We start from the raw sequence: 15,552 nt of genomic DNA, 5'->3' as shown, positions 1-15,552 counted from the left end.
GCCTCTTTTACCCTGGCGTATAGGATAGCTGAGATGGGAAAAGGGGGCGCAAGCCCCCCGACACTTTCGCAGCAACGGATATGCGCTTTACGCGACCTCGCTGGTCGCCTCGGCCTCGGAAACAGTCCCCTCTGCCACGCCGTTAACTATTGTGTCTGCGGGAGAGCTCTCCCCCATTGCGTTGCCGGTTACCACGCCGGCCGGCACGCCGCCGTCTATTGCACCATCAATGGCGCCCTCCCCGGTCTCGCCGCCGGGCGCCACAGCCTCCGGCAAGCCGGCTGGTATCGTGTCGGCAGCAACTCTGCTGATTATCGGATTACCGGGTACTGCCCCTGCCAGCGCGCCGTCAACCACTCCGCCGGTGATCGGATTGCCGGGCACTGCCCCGGCCAGCGCGCCGCCGGTAGCTCCGCCGATTATCGTACTGCCGGCTGTTCCACCCGCCGTTCCGTTGCCGATGAACCCGCCGATAATCCCTGTTGCCAGCACGCCCCCCGGTAGCATACTCAAGGACAAGGCTCCACCGGCCTGCAAAACGCCGGGGTACAGCTTCTCAATCAAGCCTGCCAGCGGAGTATTGGCAATGTACAGCTTCAACGTGGCTGATAAATTGGCGGGCAAAGCCGCCAGTTGGGTATTGTTGGCTTGCAAAATCTGAAGACCCGCGGGCAAAGGCATCGGAAGTTCGCTCACTTGAGTGTTGTTCACATTCAGGTTTGTTAATGATGAAGGCAGCGTGGGCAGGCTGGTCAATGGCGAGCCGCTCATGCTGAGAACTTCCAAGCCTGCAGGCAGAGCGTTCGGCGACAGGCTGGATATCTGGGTACCGTCTAGGCGCAACGCCTTCAGCTCGGGGGGCAGCGGGCCTGTCAGGCCGGTCAGTTTGGTCCCGCCGGCAAATAGCGCTTGCAGGCCATCCGGCATGGCGGGCAGGCTATCCATAGGAGTGTTATCCAGATGCAGCGACTTCAATTCCGGCGGCAGGCCGCCGGAAATGGTTTGCAGGTTGGTACCGCTTAAATGGAGGTGATGCAACGTCGGCGGCAGATTGCCCGACAGTTCCTCCAAGGGTGTATTATCAACATCCAATTCCTCGAGACCCGGCGGCAGCTCTTTGGGCAGGGAAGTGAAAGCGTTACCGCTGGCCTTTAGATTCAGCACGCTCGGGGGCAGTTCATCCGGCAGGCTTGAAAGATGCAGACAGTTCAAATTCAAATAGGTGGCGCCCCGTTCCATACAATCGCGCAGGCGTTTTACCGCTGTGTCGCGCTGTTCCGAGCCGCCTTCTGGAGCCTGCTTAGCCCAAGTGTCCCACCGGTCGAAAATGTCTATATTTTGTCTATTGTCGTGGTCAATTCCATTTACTGTGTTTGGAGAAAGGGTTGAGGTTGGGGAGATATCCATATATTTCCTCTTTTAAGTGCATCGAAATTTTGGTGCTGAAAACGTTCAGCCCTATTGTGTTTAACGATTCATCCGCCGGTAATTAGCCGGGAATAGGTATAGCTTTTCCCGCCAAACGGAGGTCGGGGAGCATCCTTTGGCGCTAGACGTCGCTAAACACACAAAGCGTAGATTGAGAATCAAAAATGAGTTAAGTCATTATGGTGAAAGAGATAATGACCATTTACCGCTTTAAACACGCGGTACGGCAAAGGCCGTCAGGTTCTGTGGCGACGGTCTTTATTCCCCTCCCCCTCGACGCCGCGCCTCAGGCCGAAAACCCGTCATCCGGCCAAAAAGACCGGGCCTTCACCAACAGCAGGGCACGCATGCGCTTCGCCTCGTGGAGCGGGGTGTGGCCGAAAAAACGCTTAAATTCCCGATTGAATTGCGAAGGGCTTTCATAGCCGACCCTGGCGGAAGCGTCGGCGGCCGACATATCGCTTCTTACCATCAGAAAACGGGCTTGGTGAAGGCGGGTGGACTTAAGATATTGCAGCGGCGTGGTTCCGGTCATACGTTTGAAATGCATGTGAAATGCCGGCAGGCTCATTGCGGCGGTCTTAGCCAGCGCCGACACCTCGATGCGATGGGAGAAGCCGGTGTGTATGGTTCTTATGGCGCCGGCGATCTGACCGAAATGGTCCCGACTGGTCAAGGCGGCGCGCATGGCCAATCCCTGCTCGCCCATCAGTACGCGATAGTAGAGTTCGCGCAGCAGGCCTGGCCCCAGGATCCTGGCTTCTGTTTCAGTGGACAACGCGTTAAGCAATCTCAATACCGTATCGGCCAGATCCTCATTAAGGGGCGTGGACATCATGCATTCCGGCTTAGCCCGCACATCGGAGGTTGTCTCTAGCTCAAGCAGCAATTGCGCGACGTAAGATAAGTCAAGTTTGATGGACAGGGCCAGTAAAGGTTCTTGCGGGCTTGCGACGGTCTGGCTGGTGAACGGCAGCGGGACGGACAGCACCAGATAGTGCTGCGCGTCATAGATGAACTCCCGGTCGCCCAGAAAACCGATTTTCTTGCCCTGGCAGACAATCACTATGCAGGGATCGTACAGCACCGGGGTGTGGGATATGGGCGCGTCAACCCGCAGAAGACGGACTTGGCTTATCGCCGTTTGTGTATAGCCTTGGGCCGGCGTCAGGACCCGCAGTCGCTCGATAAGTTTCTGACGCAGCGGGTCGGGTACGGCTGCCATGATTGAACCTCATTAGATAAATCGGTCATACTATTTCGAAGAAATGGCCTTAATTTACTCGATTAATATATAAATAGGCAATAATAAGGTGTTTTTTGATATTGTCGCTTTCCTCCGCGTTTCCTACTATTTCCCTCTAGTTAACCCCTCTGATTGCAAGATAACCACAGGAAAAATCATGTCTATCGATACAACATCGGGTTTGCAGGGCAAGGTGGCGATAGTTACCGGCGCTGCGGGAGATATCGGCCGTGCCACGGTTAAACTGCTCCGCGCCCATGGCGTTAACGTCATCGCGGAAGATATAAATCCTGAGGTGGCCGCTCTGTCCAAGGAAGGGAAAGTGGCCGTTCTGATAGGGGATGTCAGTATGGAAGACACCGCTAAAAGCGCGGTGGAAAAGGCGTTCACCCAGTTCAACCGCCTGGATATCCTGGTGAATAACGCCGGACGAACCCTCAATAAAAGCGTGCTGAATACCGGCCTTGACGACTGGGACAGCATTATGGCCGTCAATGCCCGGGGATATTTCCTGCACTGCCGGGAGGCGCTCAGGGTGATGATTGCCCAGGGTTCGGGGGCTATCGTTAATGTGGCTTCGGTGGTGAGCGTGGTGGGTATGAAGGAGACGGCCGCCTATTCCGCATCCAAAGGCGCTATTGCGCAGCTCACCAAAGTCCTTGCCCTTGAGGCCGGCGAACATAACGTCAGGGTGAATGCCGTGGCGCCGGGGGTCGTGGAAACCAACATCCTCTCCGGCATGGTGGAGGACAGCCGCGGCACGCTTGCCGGTTATGGTTATCAGCATCCGCTCGGCCGGGTGGCGCAGCCGGAAGAGATCGCTGATGTGATCCTGTATTTGGCTTCGCCGCGAGCGAGCTTTATTACCGGCGCGGTCATCATGGCCGACGGCGGCTATACCGCGCAGTAAAGTCATCGCGACCTGCAAGACGTGTTATCAATACCGTAGATTCCAAGGAAACAGCATGAACTTCTCAGATAATGACGCACACAGTTTAAGCCCCTCAGACGTTCACGGTCGGGGCGCGACATCGTCGGACATTCTCATCATCGGCGCGGATAGGGGCCTGGGCCTCGGTCTGACGCAGACGTTCCTTAACCGCGGATGGCGGGTATTTGCCACCGCACTGCCCGATGCCGGACTTGATGCGCTAAATTCGCTGGCGGCCGGGCATCCGGGAAAACTTACCCTGGGTGAAATTGATGTCACCCGTCCGCAACATATTCAGCCATTGTTATCACACATCGAAAAGCGGCGATTTGATGTTATTTTTCTAGTGGCCGGCATTTATGGTCCGTTGCATCAATCGGTAATGCAAGCCACAGATGCCGAGTTTCTGCAGGTCATGATCACCAACGCTTTCGGCCCGGCGCGCCTTGCCAGACATCTTGTGCCCACTCTGAAACCTAAAGGCGCCATGGCGTTTATGTCGTCGCACCGGGGCAGCATTGAAAAAAATGTTGAACCGGGTCTCGGCCTGGAATTATACCGGGCCAGTAAAGCCGCTCTCAATATGCTGGCAAGGGGCATTTATGCCGATATCCGTGAGCAGGGATATAGCGTTTTGTCCATTCATCCGGGTTGGGTCGCCACCGCCATGGGCACCCTGGACGGTGCCGTTGAGGCGGAAATCGACGTCAACACCAGCGTGAACGGCATGGCCGAGGTGATTGATCGCTATCGCCATTCGGGTCAGCATCACTATCTGGATTATCTGGGCAACCGCTGGCCCTGGTAAAAGCCGCCACTCCGCCGCGCGGATACCGTGCGGGGTTGTTATTCGGCGCTACATCTTCTTGACGGTTTCATTGCGGCACGGATGTCGCGCACATAAAAATCAATGCAAGGATTCACTGCCGCGCCGTTCCCCGCGTATAGTTAAATTCATCACGTACAGAGACAATGATTTTCATCGGCGACATACTCTTGTCCGCCGGCAGTGTTGTTAAGGAGAAAATAATGGATTTGCAGATCGCCGATAAGGTGGCCTTGGTGACCGGGGCAAGTACCGGTATCGGTTTTAGTATTTGTGAAGAGCTGGCGCGCAGCGGCGTGGATCTCGTCATGGTGGCCAGAAACCAACAGCGCCTGGCGGCGGCGGCCCAAACGCTGGAAAACAAATACGGCGTAAAAACCCTGGCCATTGCCGGTGACGTGGCCCGGCCGGATTTTCCCCATGCCGTGGTCAGCGAAGCGCTGCGGCAGTTTCACGGTATTGATTTACTGGTGAACAATGCCGGGCGGGCGCATTCCGGCACCGTGCTGACCACCTCGGAAGAGGATTGGCACAGCATGACGGAAGTGAAATTTTCGGCGATGAGACGGTTTTGCCGCGAGGTTATCCCCGGAATGCAGCAGCGCAGGTGGGGCCGCATCGTGAATATCTCTTCTATCGGCGGCATTTTCCCCAATCCGCCGCTGACGGTGTCCCATGCGCTGAGCGCGGCCATCAATAACCTGACGCGAAGCCTGGCTCTGGATGTTGCCGCCGACGGTATTCTGGTGAATGCCATCGGGGTAGGCGCGGTTGCCACCGACAACTGGGAGCGGAATATGCTGCCCGGCGTCAGGGCGCGCAGGCCGGAGCTTAAAGAACGTACCGATGAGGAGATTATTGCGCAACTGGGGCGGGAAAAAACCCCGGTTGGGCATTTCGGCCAACCGGAGGACATTGCCGCCATTGCGGCCTTTTTGCTGTCGGCCCGTAATAATTTCGTCACCGGACATACGGTGGAAGCGTCAGGCGGAGCGGACCGGTTTATGTGATCCGTTCCATCGTCACCGTTGGCGGCGTCTGATATCGCCGTCAGCGGACGCAGGGCGTTACTCTGCGAAAACGCCGCCGCGGGCGCAGTCCATGGTCTTTGGATTGACTCTGTTCAAACCGCGCAAAGGGAGTCAATCTTTGTCTTCAAGTATATGAATACCCTATGACCAGAGTTTGCCGGCGGCTCAGAATACCAGGGCCTGGCCGTCTTTGCGGGATTCGCTGGCGGCGATGTAATGCCCTTGGGGATGGCGCTGTATAATCTGCGAACCGCCAAACAGATGGCTTAGCTGCACGTCCTCCACCTCCACCTGATGCCCGAGCGCCCGCAAGGCGGTAAGCAGATTACGGCCCAGGGTATTTTCCACCATCACCCGTCGGCCCCCGACTATGCGCCAGCGCGGCGCGTCGATGGCGGCCTGGGGATTCTGTTTGTATTGCATCACCCTCAAGGCTACCTGCAGATGGCCCTGCGCCTGCATCGGGCCGCCCATCAGGCCAAAGGACATCAGCGGTTGGCCGTTTCCATCCAGGGCAAACGCCGGGATGATGGTATGCAATGGACGTTTGCCCGGCGCCACGCAATTGGGGTGGCCGGGTTTCAGTACGAAACCGGCGCCCCGGTTCTGCAGGCTGATACCGGTTCCCGGCACCACGAGCCCCGACCCGAACCCTTTGTAATTGGATTGAATATAAGACACCATCATGCCATTACCGTCGGCGCTGGCGAGATATACCGTACCGCCCTCGCGGGGCGTGCCGTAGCTGAAATCCCCCGCCTGCCGGGGATCGATTAACGCCGCCCGCTGTCTGAGATACTTATCGCTCAACAGCATATCAGCGGGAAACCGCATATGGTCGATGTCGGCGATATGGTTATCCAGATCCGCCAGCGCCAGCTTCATGGCTTCAATGGAAAGGTGCAGCACCTCAATGGAATCGGGAGAGTACCGGCCGATATCCAGCTGCTCCAGGATACCCAGGGCGATAAGCGTGGCAATGCCCTGGCCGTTGGGAGGCAGTTCGTGTACCGAACCGCCGGCAAAGTCCCGGGACAACGGCTTGACCCAATCGGTCCGGTGGCTGTTCAGGTCCTCGAGCGTCATGGCCCCACCGCACTGACGGATAAAAGAGACGGTTTTTTCGGCCAGTTCACCACGATAGAAGGCCTCACCCCGACTTTCGGCAATCAGCGACAGCGAGCGTGCCTGATCGGGATTTTTAAAGCATTCTCCGACGCGGGGAGCACGGCCATCAGGGGCGAAGCAGGCGCTGAATCCCGGTTGGTCTTTGAGCAACGCCAGATTTTTGTGCCATAGAAAACTCACCAGCGGCGAGACGGGAAACCCCTGTTGCGCGTAATCTATTGCCGGCTGGGCCAGCGTGGTCAGCGGCAGGGAACCAAAGCGCCGCGCCAGTTCCACCCAGGCGGACACCACGCCGGGTACGGTTATCGAATCGTAGCCCCGCATCGGCATCTCGCTTCGGCCGGCGAAATAGGCTTCGCTCCAGGCCGCCGGTGAGCGTCCCGAGGCATTCAGGGCGTGCAGCTGCTTACCGTCCCAAACCATGGCGAATGCGTCGCTGCCGATACCGCAGCCGGTAGGCTCCACCACCGTTAACGCCATGGCGGTGGCAATGGCCGCATCCACGGCGTTCCCCCCCTGCATCAGCATTCTCATCCCGGCCTGCGCGGCCAACGGCTGAGAGGTCGCCACGGCGTTACGGCCCATCATGGCCGGCCGGTAAGAGGGATAGGCAATATTGAAATCAATTTCTTTCATCGTATTATCCTGATTTATTCAGATCGGGGATCGAGAGCATCGCGCAGCCCCTCGCCCAGTAAATTAAAGCCCTGTACCGCGAGGAAAATAGCCACCCCCGGTACGATGGACATCCATGGCGCCTGTTCAAGAAAGCTTTTTGACGAATTGAGCATCGCGCCCCAGGACGGCTGCGGCGGTTGTTGTCCCAGCCCCAGGAACGACAGGCTGGCTTCGGTAATAATGGCGTGGGCTATGGACAAAGCGGTCTGGACCAGTATGGGGGACAACACGTTCGGCAAAACGTAACGCGCCAGGATCCAGCGATCCGGCAAGCCAATCGCCCTCGCGCCTTCGATATATTCCTCATTACGGATAGCCATGACCTGGGAGCGTGTCAGCCGGGCAAATATGGGCATTGCCGCCACGCCGATGGCAATCATGACATTTCCCAGGCTGGGTCCGAGAAATGCGCCCAGGGCAATGGCCAAGACCAAAAAGGGGCATGACATCAGGGCATCAATAATCCTTGAGATCACGCTGTCATAAAATCCCTGCCAATAGCCGGCTATCAATCCCAGCGGCACGCCGATGGCAATTGCCAGGGCTATGGAGAGACAGCCGGCAAGCAGGGAGGATCGCGCCCCCCAGATTACCCTGGAAAGAATATCCCGGCCCAGTTCGTCGGTACCGAGCCAGTGGATAAGGGACGGCGCCTTGCGTATCGCCATGAAATCGGCTTTCACCGGATCGAAAGGGGCAATCAGTGGCGCCAGTAATGCCATCAGCACGAAACACATGATGATTACCGCCCCAACGATGGCTCCTTTGTTGGCGAAAAATTTATCAACTACCCGCCCACGGCGCTTTTTCTTGCCCAGGCCAATAGCCACGGCCGTCGTCAATTGGCTCACGTCAGGCCCTCCTCATGCGCGGATTGATGACGATATTGAGCAGGTCGGCCAATAAATTAAGCAGGATAAAGCCCACCGCCACCACGATCACCACGCCCTGCACGACCGCGTAATCCCGGTTAAATACCGCATCAACGATGAGTTTGCCGAATCCTGGAATGGTAAACACCTGTTCGGCCAGTACCGCCCCCCCCAAAATTTCCCCGAACAGCAGGGTACAAAGGGTGATGATGGGAACCAATGCATTGCGCAAGGCATGTTTCAGTACGATCCGCAGCGGCAGCAATCCCTTGGCTTTCGCGGTGCGGATATAATCCGCCCTTAGCACGCCAAGCATCGCCCCGCGGGTGTGGCGCATCAAAATCGCCCCCAGGCCGGAACCCAATACCAGCGAGGGCATCAATAGGGTCCTGAGATTCTGCGCAAGATCCATCGACGGCGGGACATAGCCTGAGGCGGGCAGCCAGCGTAGCTTCACGGCAAACAGCAGGATCATCAGCATACCTAGCCAGAAATGCGGAATGGATATACCGGTGAGAGAGAGCGCGTTCATCCCATGATCCAGCCAGCTCCCCTTGCGCACCGCGGCCAAAATGCCGGTGGAAATGCCGATAATCATCGCGATCAGCAGCGACAACACCGATAACTCCAGCGTGACGGGCAATTTGCTGGCAATCAGGCTCAGCACCGGCTCCTGATTACGCAGCGAACTGCCCAAATCTCCCCGAACCGCACTGGTAAGCCAACGGTAATATTGCACCGGGAGAGGATCGTCCAGATGGTATTTCGTCCGCAACGCCTGAATAACCTGGGGATCCCGCTCCTCGCCGGCCATGGCCAGCACCGGGTCGCCGGGCAGCAATTTTTGCAGGCAAAAGGCCATCACGGTGACCAGCAACAGTGTCGGTATCGCCAGGATCAGGCGTTTACAAATGATCTCTAACATAAGGTATCCTCGGCAGTACGCCCGTGATTCGCTGCACTCATTGACTCAGGGTCACATCCGCCAGTCGCAATAAGGCATCGGGATAAGGAACGAATCCCTTCACCTTGGCGCTGATGGCAAATATGCGCGGTTCAAAATAGAGATAGGCCACCGGCATGTCGATTTGCAGTTGCCGAACCACGTTGGTGTACAGTGCTTTTCGCTGGTCCTGGTTATTGATTTGCCGGGCCGCCAGCAGCCATTTGTCCACCTGTTCGTTGCTATAGCGGCCGTCGTTCAAGGCGCCGTGGCTTGAAATAAACGAATAGATATCGCCGTCCGGATCCGGGCGGCCGGACCAGGAAGACAGCGCCAGCTGGAAGTCCCCGGACGATAGCCGGCTCAGCAGCGTGGCATGCTCCGTCATCTGCAGGCTGACATCAAAACCCGCTTCGGCCTCCATGGACTGGATAACCTGGGCGACTTGCTGGGCCACGGGTTCGTTCGGCACCACCATGGTGACATGCAGCGGCGAGGTCACCCCCGCCGAGGCCAATAATGCCTTGGCCTTAGCCACATCACGGGACGGAATCGGCAGCGGTACATGATAGGGACTGGCATCGGTAAAGGGCTGGTTCGCCGGTGTATACTGCCCGGCAAAAACCACTTGATTGAGGGCCTGCCGATCGATGCCCAACGAAAAAGCCTGCCTGACGCGCGCGTCGGCGGCCAGTGGACTGGTGGGTTTGTTTTGGCCATTGCCGATATTGAACACCACGCTCATGTATCCCAGCGGCGTGGGCTTGGCCAGGGTCAGGTGGCTGTCAGACGTCACCGTGCCCACATCGCTGGCCGAGACCCAATCAATGAGATCCAGGTCGCCGGCGCGCAAGTTGGCCAGCCGAACGGAAGCGTCGGGGACCGGTAGAAAGACAACCCGGTCAAAATGATAAGGTTTGGGGTTCCAGTACTGATTAAACTTTGTCAGTACTATGCGATCCTGCTGCACCCGACTGTCGAATTGATAGGGTCCTGAACATACCGGGTGGGCGGCGACATTTCCTTTGGCCGTGGCGCCGGGGGCCAGCATGGCGCCGGCACGATCGGTTAACTGGGATAACAGCGCCGCGTCGGGATTCTTAAGATGCAAGACAACGGTATAGGGATCCACCACCTCCACCGAACTGACGGAAGAAATTTCGCTTTTACGGGTTGACCCCGGCAAGGTGAGATCCCGTTCGATATTATATTTGACGGCGGCGGCATCGAATTTTTCGCCGTCATGGAACACCACGCCCTGACGCAAACGCAGGGTCAACGCTTTATTATCCGCGCTCCAGGACCATTGGGTCGCCAGACCCGGGACGATATCCAGATGCGCATCGATATCCACCAGCCGATCGCACAGCGCATTAAAGACGAATCTGCCGGTATAGGAGCGCGACGTTGCCGGGTCGAGCTGATCGGGATCGCTGCTAAGACCTACCCGCAGCACGGTTTCCGCCTGGGCAATGCCGCTCGCGCCGAGCAAAATCAAACCACTAAGACCAAGAAAAAACCGGGCACATATTTTCATCGGGTATTTACCTTTAGGATTGACTGTTGTTAATGGAAATCTGGCGTTCAAAAAGCTTATGGCGTCTTAAAAAAGCCTCGGATAAGGGGGCGGCCACGATAGTCCCCGGCTGCTGCAATTCCCGCCAACGATGGCATGAGACCTGGCGGCCCTCACCCACCGGCGTCAATACCGGTTCCCAGTTGCGGCAAACGTCGCGGACATGGGGACAGCGGGTGTGATACCGGCAGCCCCGGGGCACGGAGCCGGGGCCCGGCAACTCCCCCGTCTCTATCGGCAGGTCGCGCTGTCCTCCCGGGGCAAGCCCGGGCGCGGAACGTATCAGCGCCTGGGTATAAGGATGCAGCGGGCTGTCGAACAACGCGCCGGTGGGGGCCGATTCAATGATTTGTCCCAGGTACATGACCGCGGTGCGATCGCTCATATGACGAACAACCGCCAATCCATGGGCGACGATAATCATGGTCAGTCCAAACTGCTGTTTAAGTTTTGCCAGCAGATTAATCACCTGGGCCTGCACCGAAACATCCAGCGCCGAAACCGGCTCGTCGCCCAAAAGCAGTTTGGGACCGCAGGCCAGCGCGCGCGCGATGCCGATGCGCTGTCGCTGGCCGCCGGAAAATTCATGGGGATACCGGTCTTCAAACACCGCGGGCAAACCCACCGTGTCCAATAATTCCCTGACCCGTTGCCGCCGTTCCTCCTGTCCGACGTTTTCATGCAGCCAGATCGGTTCGCCGATAATCTCCCCTACCGTCATGCGCGGATTAAGGGAGGCGAAGGGATCCTGGAAAATAATCTGCAATTCGCGCCTGAGCTGGTTAAGCGGTTTTTTTTTCAAGGCACAGATATTGCGGCCCTGATACCAGACCTCGCCCTCGCTGGCGGGGAGTAATCCCAACAGCAGACGGCCCAGCGTGGATTTTCCCGATCCGGACTCACCCACTATCGCCAGCGTTTCCCCCGGGAATACGTTTAATGACACCCGATCCACGGCCAGCACGCCGGATGAAGCGCGAAACAGCGTTTTGGCGGCGTTGAAGCGTTTGGTTAACGACAAAGCCTCCAGCAACGGCGGATGTGGACTATTCATTGTGCAACCTCCGCCGATATGTTTTCTTCCAGCGGGGCTTTGAAACATGCCACCTGATGTTCAGGGGTCAGATTTTCCAGCTGCGGGCGGTGATGGCGGCAATGATGATCCGCAAAGGGGCAGCGGGTGGCGAAACGGCAGCCGGCGGGCATCTCATGGAGCTGGGGCACAGTGCCGGGAATGGTGGACAGCTTTCCCCCGTGGGCGGAGAGCATGGGGATGGAACCCATCAAACCGATGGTATAAGGATGCTGAGGATCGTTGAAAATCTCCAGGACAGCCCCCTGCTCGACAATCTGTCCGGCATACATCACCGCGACATGATGGGCCATCTGTGCTACGACACCCAGATCATGGGTAATCAATAATATTGCGCTACCGGTATCCCGCTGTAATTGGCGTAACAGCTGCAGAATCTGCGCCTGGATGGTGACATCCAGCGCGGTGGTGGGTTCATCGGCAATGAGCAGACGGGGGCCGTTGATCAGCGCCATGGCAATCATGATCCGCTGGCGCATTCCTCCGGAGAGCTGATGAGGATAATTGCCCATACGCGCTAAAGGATCGGGGATCTGGACTTTTTTCAACATGTCCAATGCCAACGCTTTTGCCTGCGGACCGGTGAGCGCCTGATGGCGCAAGGCCGCCTCCATAAGCTGATTGCCAAGGGTAAATGACGGATTAAGGGACGTCATGGGTTCCTGGAATATCATGGCAACCTGCCGCCCCCTGAAATCGGCGAACTCACGTTCGGAAAGTTGGGTCAGATCCGTGCCGTCCAATTCCAGGTTGCCGGTGATGACCTTGGCGTTGGGCGGTAATAATCCCATTAACGCCAGCGAGGTAATACTTTTACCGCAGCCAGACTCTCCCACCACCGCAAGTGTTTGCCCGCTCTTGATAGCCAGAGATATATTATCCAGCACCGGCATTGGCGCATGGCTAAACTGAACTTGGAGGTTGTCGACATTTAAAACCATGGATTCCTGACACATTGAAGCTGTCATGAGCATTTCCTGTTCGTTATTCAAGACTGGCCTGCATTGACCAGATAACAACGTTATTCGCCAATTACCTGGTTCTGAAATAGTATTTACATGTGACAGTTTTGATATCCATCTCACGAACTGCGCCGGCTATCTTATTTCTGTACGTTATCTGAAAAAAAGCAGCTTATTGAAATAACGCCAGCAAATAATAAAAAAATGATAAAAAAGGGATGAACGCTTTGATTAATAGTATCGGTGCAAACAGACGCTTTAAACGTCTTTCATAACTTTACACAAATAAGCATAAAACGTACCACAAAAAAAGAATTTATTAAAATAATTATTCCTTTTATAACAATGTAATAGCATTGAATCCATGGGCGGAGTAATAATACGTTATTGTCTGGTCAGAAACCTGCCCTAATTAAGTGCATAGGAAAAACAACATAGTGCAGTTATTTTAACATTCTTGGGACTCTCTCGTTGAAAAGGTCGATGATTATATATAAAAAAACACTACACCGTTTAAAACACGCTCTTAATTCCGCAATCTATAGCATATATCAGCAGACATTTATCATATCGTTTTCTTATTGTATGACAATTTCCATCACACCTATTCCTTCATTATCGGTTTACGCGCGCCGGGTGTTTCGTACCCGTGGCCAATACCTGTTTCGCTTTATTTTTATATCTTCTTGCTAATACAGCGCACAGCATTAACTGAACCTGATGGAATATCATCAAAGGCAATACCATTACGCCTACGCTTGCGGCCGGGAAAAGTATGTTCGCCATAGGTATGCCATTGGCCAGACTCTTTTTTGAACCGCAGAATAATATGGTAATTTCATCTTCCCGGTTAAACCCCAAACGCCTGGCGCACCAGACATTGAAAATCATGATGATCGCCAGAAAACCCAGGCATGACGCCAGAATCAACGCCAGTGCGCCCGAACTGACGCGATGCCATATACCATGCGTTACCGCTTCGCTGAATGCCGAGTAGACCACCAGCAGAATCGAAGCCCGATCGGTTTTCCCGACGATGTTTTTATGACGTCCCAACCAGCCGGCAATCCAGGGGCGCATCAGATGACCGGCGACAAAAGGCGCCAACAGCTGCAGCATTATGCTGCCGAACTCATGGAAATTGCCGCCGGCGCCGTGGACATGCATGACCAAACCCACCAGTAACGGAGAGATGAACACGCCGAGCAGGCTGGAAGCCGATGCGCTGCATACCGCCGCCGCGACATTGCCGCCGGCCAGGGAGGTAAATGCTATGGCTGACTGCACGGTGGCCGGCAAAATGGCCAGATAAAGAAAACCATCATATATTTCCCGGCTCATCGGTACCGGTCGCCACCAGCTAAAGAGCAGTCCCAACAGAGGAAACATGACAAAGGTGCTGCCCATGATCCATAAATGCAGACGCCAGTGCGAACTGCCGACGATGATGGCTTCTCGGGAAAGTTTAGCGCCGTGCATGAAAAACAGCAGCGCGATGGCGGCGGTGGTCAATGCCTGAAAGAACTCCACCAAATCGCCGCGGGCGGGAAATATCGAGGCAAGCAGCACGGTGCAGACCAGGGACAGCGTCATGGGATCTAAATAATCGGGCAGTTTCATCAAAAATCCTGTCGAAAAAAAAAGCATAAGCTATTGTGCTTAAGCTGCTTTAAGAAATAAAATTGATTTATCTAATCTACTTATGAATTTTATGCATGAACTATTCTCTACGTCAGCTGCGCGTTTTTGTCGCCATTGCCCGCCACGGCAGCTTCAGCCGCGCGGGCGAAACCATTGGTCTGAGCCAGTCGGCGGTAAGCCATAGCATTAAAGAACTGGAAAAAGAGGTGGGAGTCACGTTACTCGATCGCACCACCCGAGAAGTGGTGTTGACCGAAGCCGGACAGCGTCTGGTCAGTCGCCTGGAACGCGCATTGGATGAATTGAACACCACCTTGCAAGACGCCCGGCATTATGGGCAGCAGCGCAGCGGTAAGGTCCATGTCGCGGCAAGCCCGACCATCTCCGCCCATCTGATGCCGCAGTGCCTGTCGGTGAGCGAGAAGCTGTACCCCGGCATCAAGGTGCGGTTACGAGACCGGCCTCAGCAGTGGGTGCTGGAGAGTATCCGCAATGCCGAAGTGGACTTTGGTATTGTCATCGACCCGATCCAAACCGCGGACTTATATTGTCAGCCGGTGTTGCTGGAACCTTTTTTGCTTTTATGCCGCAGCGATCACCCGTTTGCCGAGCAAAAGCAGGTCTCCTGGCAATCCCTGAACGGCTGCCGTCTGGTCTTACAGGATTATGCCTCCGGCAGCCGCGCCCTGCTGGATGAAGCCCTCAGGCAACAGGGCATCAACGCCGAGATAGTGCAGGAGATAGGCCATCCCGCCACGCTGTTTCCCATGGTGGAAGCAGGTATCGGCATCAGTATCGTACCGGCGCTGGCCCTGCCGCTGCCGGCGGGCAGTTCCCTGGTGGTCCGGGCGCTGCAACCGGAAATCAATCGTTCGCTCATGTTGGCCCGGCGTAAAAACCGAACGTTATCACCCGCCGGGGAAGTGATTTGGGAGGTCGTTCAGCAACAGGCGGCATTGTTGACGCAACGGCGCGCGCGGCATCCTTTTTATTAGGCTAGCGCTGCCTGAACCCTTTCCTCGGGCATCACGCGGATATATTTCCCGTGCGGTCCGTACTGTCCGTTTTCATTCGGCCGGTTAAAAATAATTACCCCCTAAAGCTATTATTCCACTATCTTATGCCGGCTTACCGGCGTTCGCGCCGCACAGATATCGGCCAGCAGAGCCGAAACAATATCACCGACAGGAATAAGTC

At 56.0% G+C, this 15,552-nt stretch carries 13 protein-coding genes; 4 read left to right on the top strand and 9 right to left on the bottom strand.

What is annotated here, in order from left to right; genetic code table 11:
- Positions 1-87: 87 nt before the first annotated feature.
- A complete protein-coding gene (locus ACL2XO_RS11825; RefSeq protein WP_413742772.1) occupies positions 88-1,218 on the bottom strand; it encodes a hypothetical protein in 1,131 nt (376 codons plus the stop codon).
- A gap of 496 nt (positions 1,219-1,714) precedes the next feature.
- Positions 1,715-2,653, bottom strand: coding sequence for an AraC family transcriptional regulator (locus ACL2XO_RS11820; RefSeq protein WP_413742771.1), 939 nt, complete (start codon positions 2,651-2,653; stop codon positions 1,715-1,717).
- A 178-nt stretch (positions 2,654-2,831) separates the two neighbouring features.
- On the opposite strand from ACL2XO_RS11820, the gene ACL2XO_RS11815 reads away from it, so the two are divergent.
- The 3 genes from ACL2XO_RS11815 to ACL2XO_RS11805 all read left to right on the top strand — a co-directional run bounded on the left by ACL2XO_RS11815 (position 2,832) and on the right by ACL2XO_RS11805 (position 5,441).
- Entirely contained in the window at positions 2,832-3,584 is a 753-nt protein-coding gene (locus ACL2XO_RS11815; protein WP_413742770.1) for an SDR family NAD(P)-dependent oxidoreductase, read from the top strand.
- 55 nt (positions 3,585-3,639) lie between these two features.
- Complete coding sequence (locus ACL2XO_RS11810; protein ID WP_413742769.1) at positions 3,640-4,413, top strand: SDR family oxidoreductase; 774 nt, start codon at positions 3,640-3,642, stop codon at positions 4,411-4,413.
- A 221-nt stretch (positions 4,414-4,634) separates the two neighbouring features.
- Positions 4,635-5,441: an SDR family NAD(P)-dependent oxidoreductase gene (locus ACL2XO_RS11805; RefSeq protein ID WP_413742768.1), complete on the top strand. Its 807-nt coding sequence runs from the start codon at positions 4,635-4,637 to the stop codon at positions 5,439-5,441.
- A gap of 186 nt (positions 5,442-5,627) precedes the next feature.
- Here the strand turns inward: ACL2XO_RS11805 and ACL2XO_RS11800 are convergent, their stop codons facing one another.
- The 7 genes from ACL2XO_RS11800 to ACL2XO_RS11770 all read right to left on the bottom strand — a co-directional run bounded on the left by ACL2XO_RS11800 (position 5,628) and on the right by ACL2XO_RS11770 (position 14,334).
- Positions 5,628-7,226, bottom strand: a complete 1,599-nt coding sequence (locus ACL2XO_RS11800; RefSeq protein ID WP_413742767.1) for a gamma-glutamyltransferase family protein — start codon at positions 7,224-7,226, stop codon at positions 5,628-5,630.
- Positions 7,227-7,240: 14 nt separating this feature from the next.
- Entirely contained in the window at positions 7,241-8,119 is an 879-nt protein-coding gene (locus ACL2XO_RS11795; protein ID WP_413724028.1) for an ABC transporter permease, read from the bottom strand.
- Position 8,120: 1 nt separating this feature from the next.
- Positions 8,121-9,065 (bottom strand): ABC transporter permease, encoded by a 945-nt coding sequence (locus ACL2XO_RS11790; protein ID WP_413724027.1) that lies wholly within the window; start codon positions 9,063-9,065, stop codon positions 8,121-8,123.
- A 37-nt stretch (positions 9,066-9,102) separates the two neighbouring features.
- Positions 9,103-10,620, bottom strand: a complete 1,518-nt coding sequence (locus ACL2XO_RS11785) for an ABC transporter substrate-binding protein (protein WP_413742766.1) — start codon at positions 10,618-10,620, stop codon at positions 9,103-9,105.
- A 13-nt stretch (positions 10,621-10,633) separates the two neighbouring features.
- Positions 10,634-11,713: an ABC transporter ATP-binding protein gene (locus ACL2XO_RS11780; RefSeq protein ID WP_413742765.1), complete on the bottom strand. Its 1,080-nt coding sequence runs from the start codon at positions 11,711-11,713 to the stop codon at positions 10,634-10,636.
- Positions 11,710-12,720, bottom strand: a complete 1,011-nt coding sequence (locus tag ACL2XO_RS11775; RefSeq protein ID WP_203521928.1) for an ABC transporter ATP-binding protein — start codon at positions 12,718-12,720, stop codon at positions 11,710-11,712. Before ACL2XO_RS11775 ends, ACL2XO_RS11780 begins: the two co-directional genes overlap by 4 nt.
- Positions 12,721-13,329: 609 nt before the next feature.
- Positions 13,330-14,334, bottom strand: a complete 1,005-nt coding sequence (locus ACL2XO_RS11770; protein ID WP_413724025.1) for a bile acid:sodium symporter family protein — start codon at positions 14,332-14,334, stop codon at positions 13,330-13,332.
- Between the two features lie 95 nt (positions 14,335-14,429).
- Here ACL2XO_RS11770 and ACL2XO_RS11765 point away from each other — a divergent pair, with 95 nt between their 5' ends.
- Positions 14,430-15,350, top strand: coding sequence for a LysR substrate-binding domain-containing protein (locus ACL2XO_RS11765; protein ID WP_413724024.1), 921 nt, complete (start codon positions 14,430-14,432; stop codon positions 15,348-15,350).
- The last annotated feature ends 202 nt before the right edge of the window (positions 15,351-15,552 follow it).

The sequence above is a fragment of the Sodalis sp. RH15 genome, from assembly GCF_047324255.1.
GTDB classification, from domain to species: Bacteria; Pseudomonadota; Gammaproteobacteria; order Enterobacterales; family Enterobacteriaceae; genus Acerihabitans; species Acerihabitans ligni.
This window is presented reverse-complemented; position numbering and strand designations above follow the sequence as displayed.

Bases quoted from the DNA above. Each gene is read 5' to 3' on its own strand.
- ACL2XO_RS11775 (WP_203521928.1), bottom strand. From the start codon at position 12,720: ATGACAGCTTCAATGTGTCAGGAATCCATGGTTTTAAATGTCGACAAC.
- ACL2XO_RS11770 (WP_413724025.1), bottom strand. From the start codon at position 14,334: ATGAAACTGCCCGATTATTTAGATCCCATGACGCTGTCCCTGGTCTGC.
- ACL2XO_RS11765 (WP_413724024.1), top strand. From the start codon at position 14,430: ATGAACTATTCTCTACGTCAGCTGCGCGTTTTTGTCGCCATTGCCCGC.
- ACL2XO_RS11780 (WP_413742765.1), bottom strand. From the start codon at position 11,713: ATGAATAGTCCACATCCGCCGTTGCTGGAGGCTTTGTCGTTAACCAAA.
- ACL2XO_RS11815 (WP_413742770.1), top strand. From the start codon at position 2,832: ATGTCTATCGATACAACATCGGGTTTGCAGGGCAAGGTGGCGATAGTT.
- ACL2XO_RS11790 (WP_413724027.1), bottom strand. From the start codon at position 9,065: ATGTTAGAGATCATTTGTAAACGCCTGATCCTGGCGATACCGACACTG.
- ACL2XO_RS11810 (WP_413742769.1), top strand. From the start codon at position 3,640: ATGAACTTCTCAGATAATGACGCACACAGTTTAAGCCCCTCAGACGTT.
- ACL2XO_RS11800 (WP_413742767.1), bottom strand. From the start codon at position 7,226: ATGAAAGAAATTGATTTCAATATTGCCTATCCCTCTTACCGGCCGGCC.
- ACL2XO_RS11785 (WP_413742766.1), bottom strand. From the start codon at position 10,620: ATGAAAATATGTGCCCGGTTTTTTCTTGGTCTTAGTGGTTTGATTTTG.
- ACL2XO_RS11805 (WP_413742768.1), top strand. From the start codon at position 4,635: ATGGATTTGCAGATCGCCGATAAGGTGGCCTTGGTGACCGGGGCAAGT.
- ACL2XO_RS11820 (WP_413742771.1), bottom strand. From the start codon at position 2,653: ATGGCAGCCGTACCCGACCCGCTGCGTCAGAAACTTATCGAGCGACTG.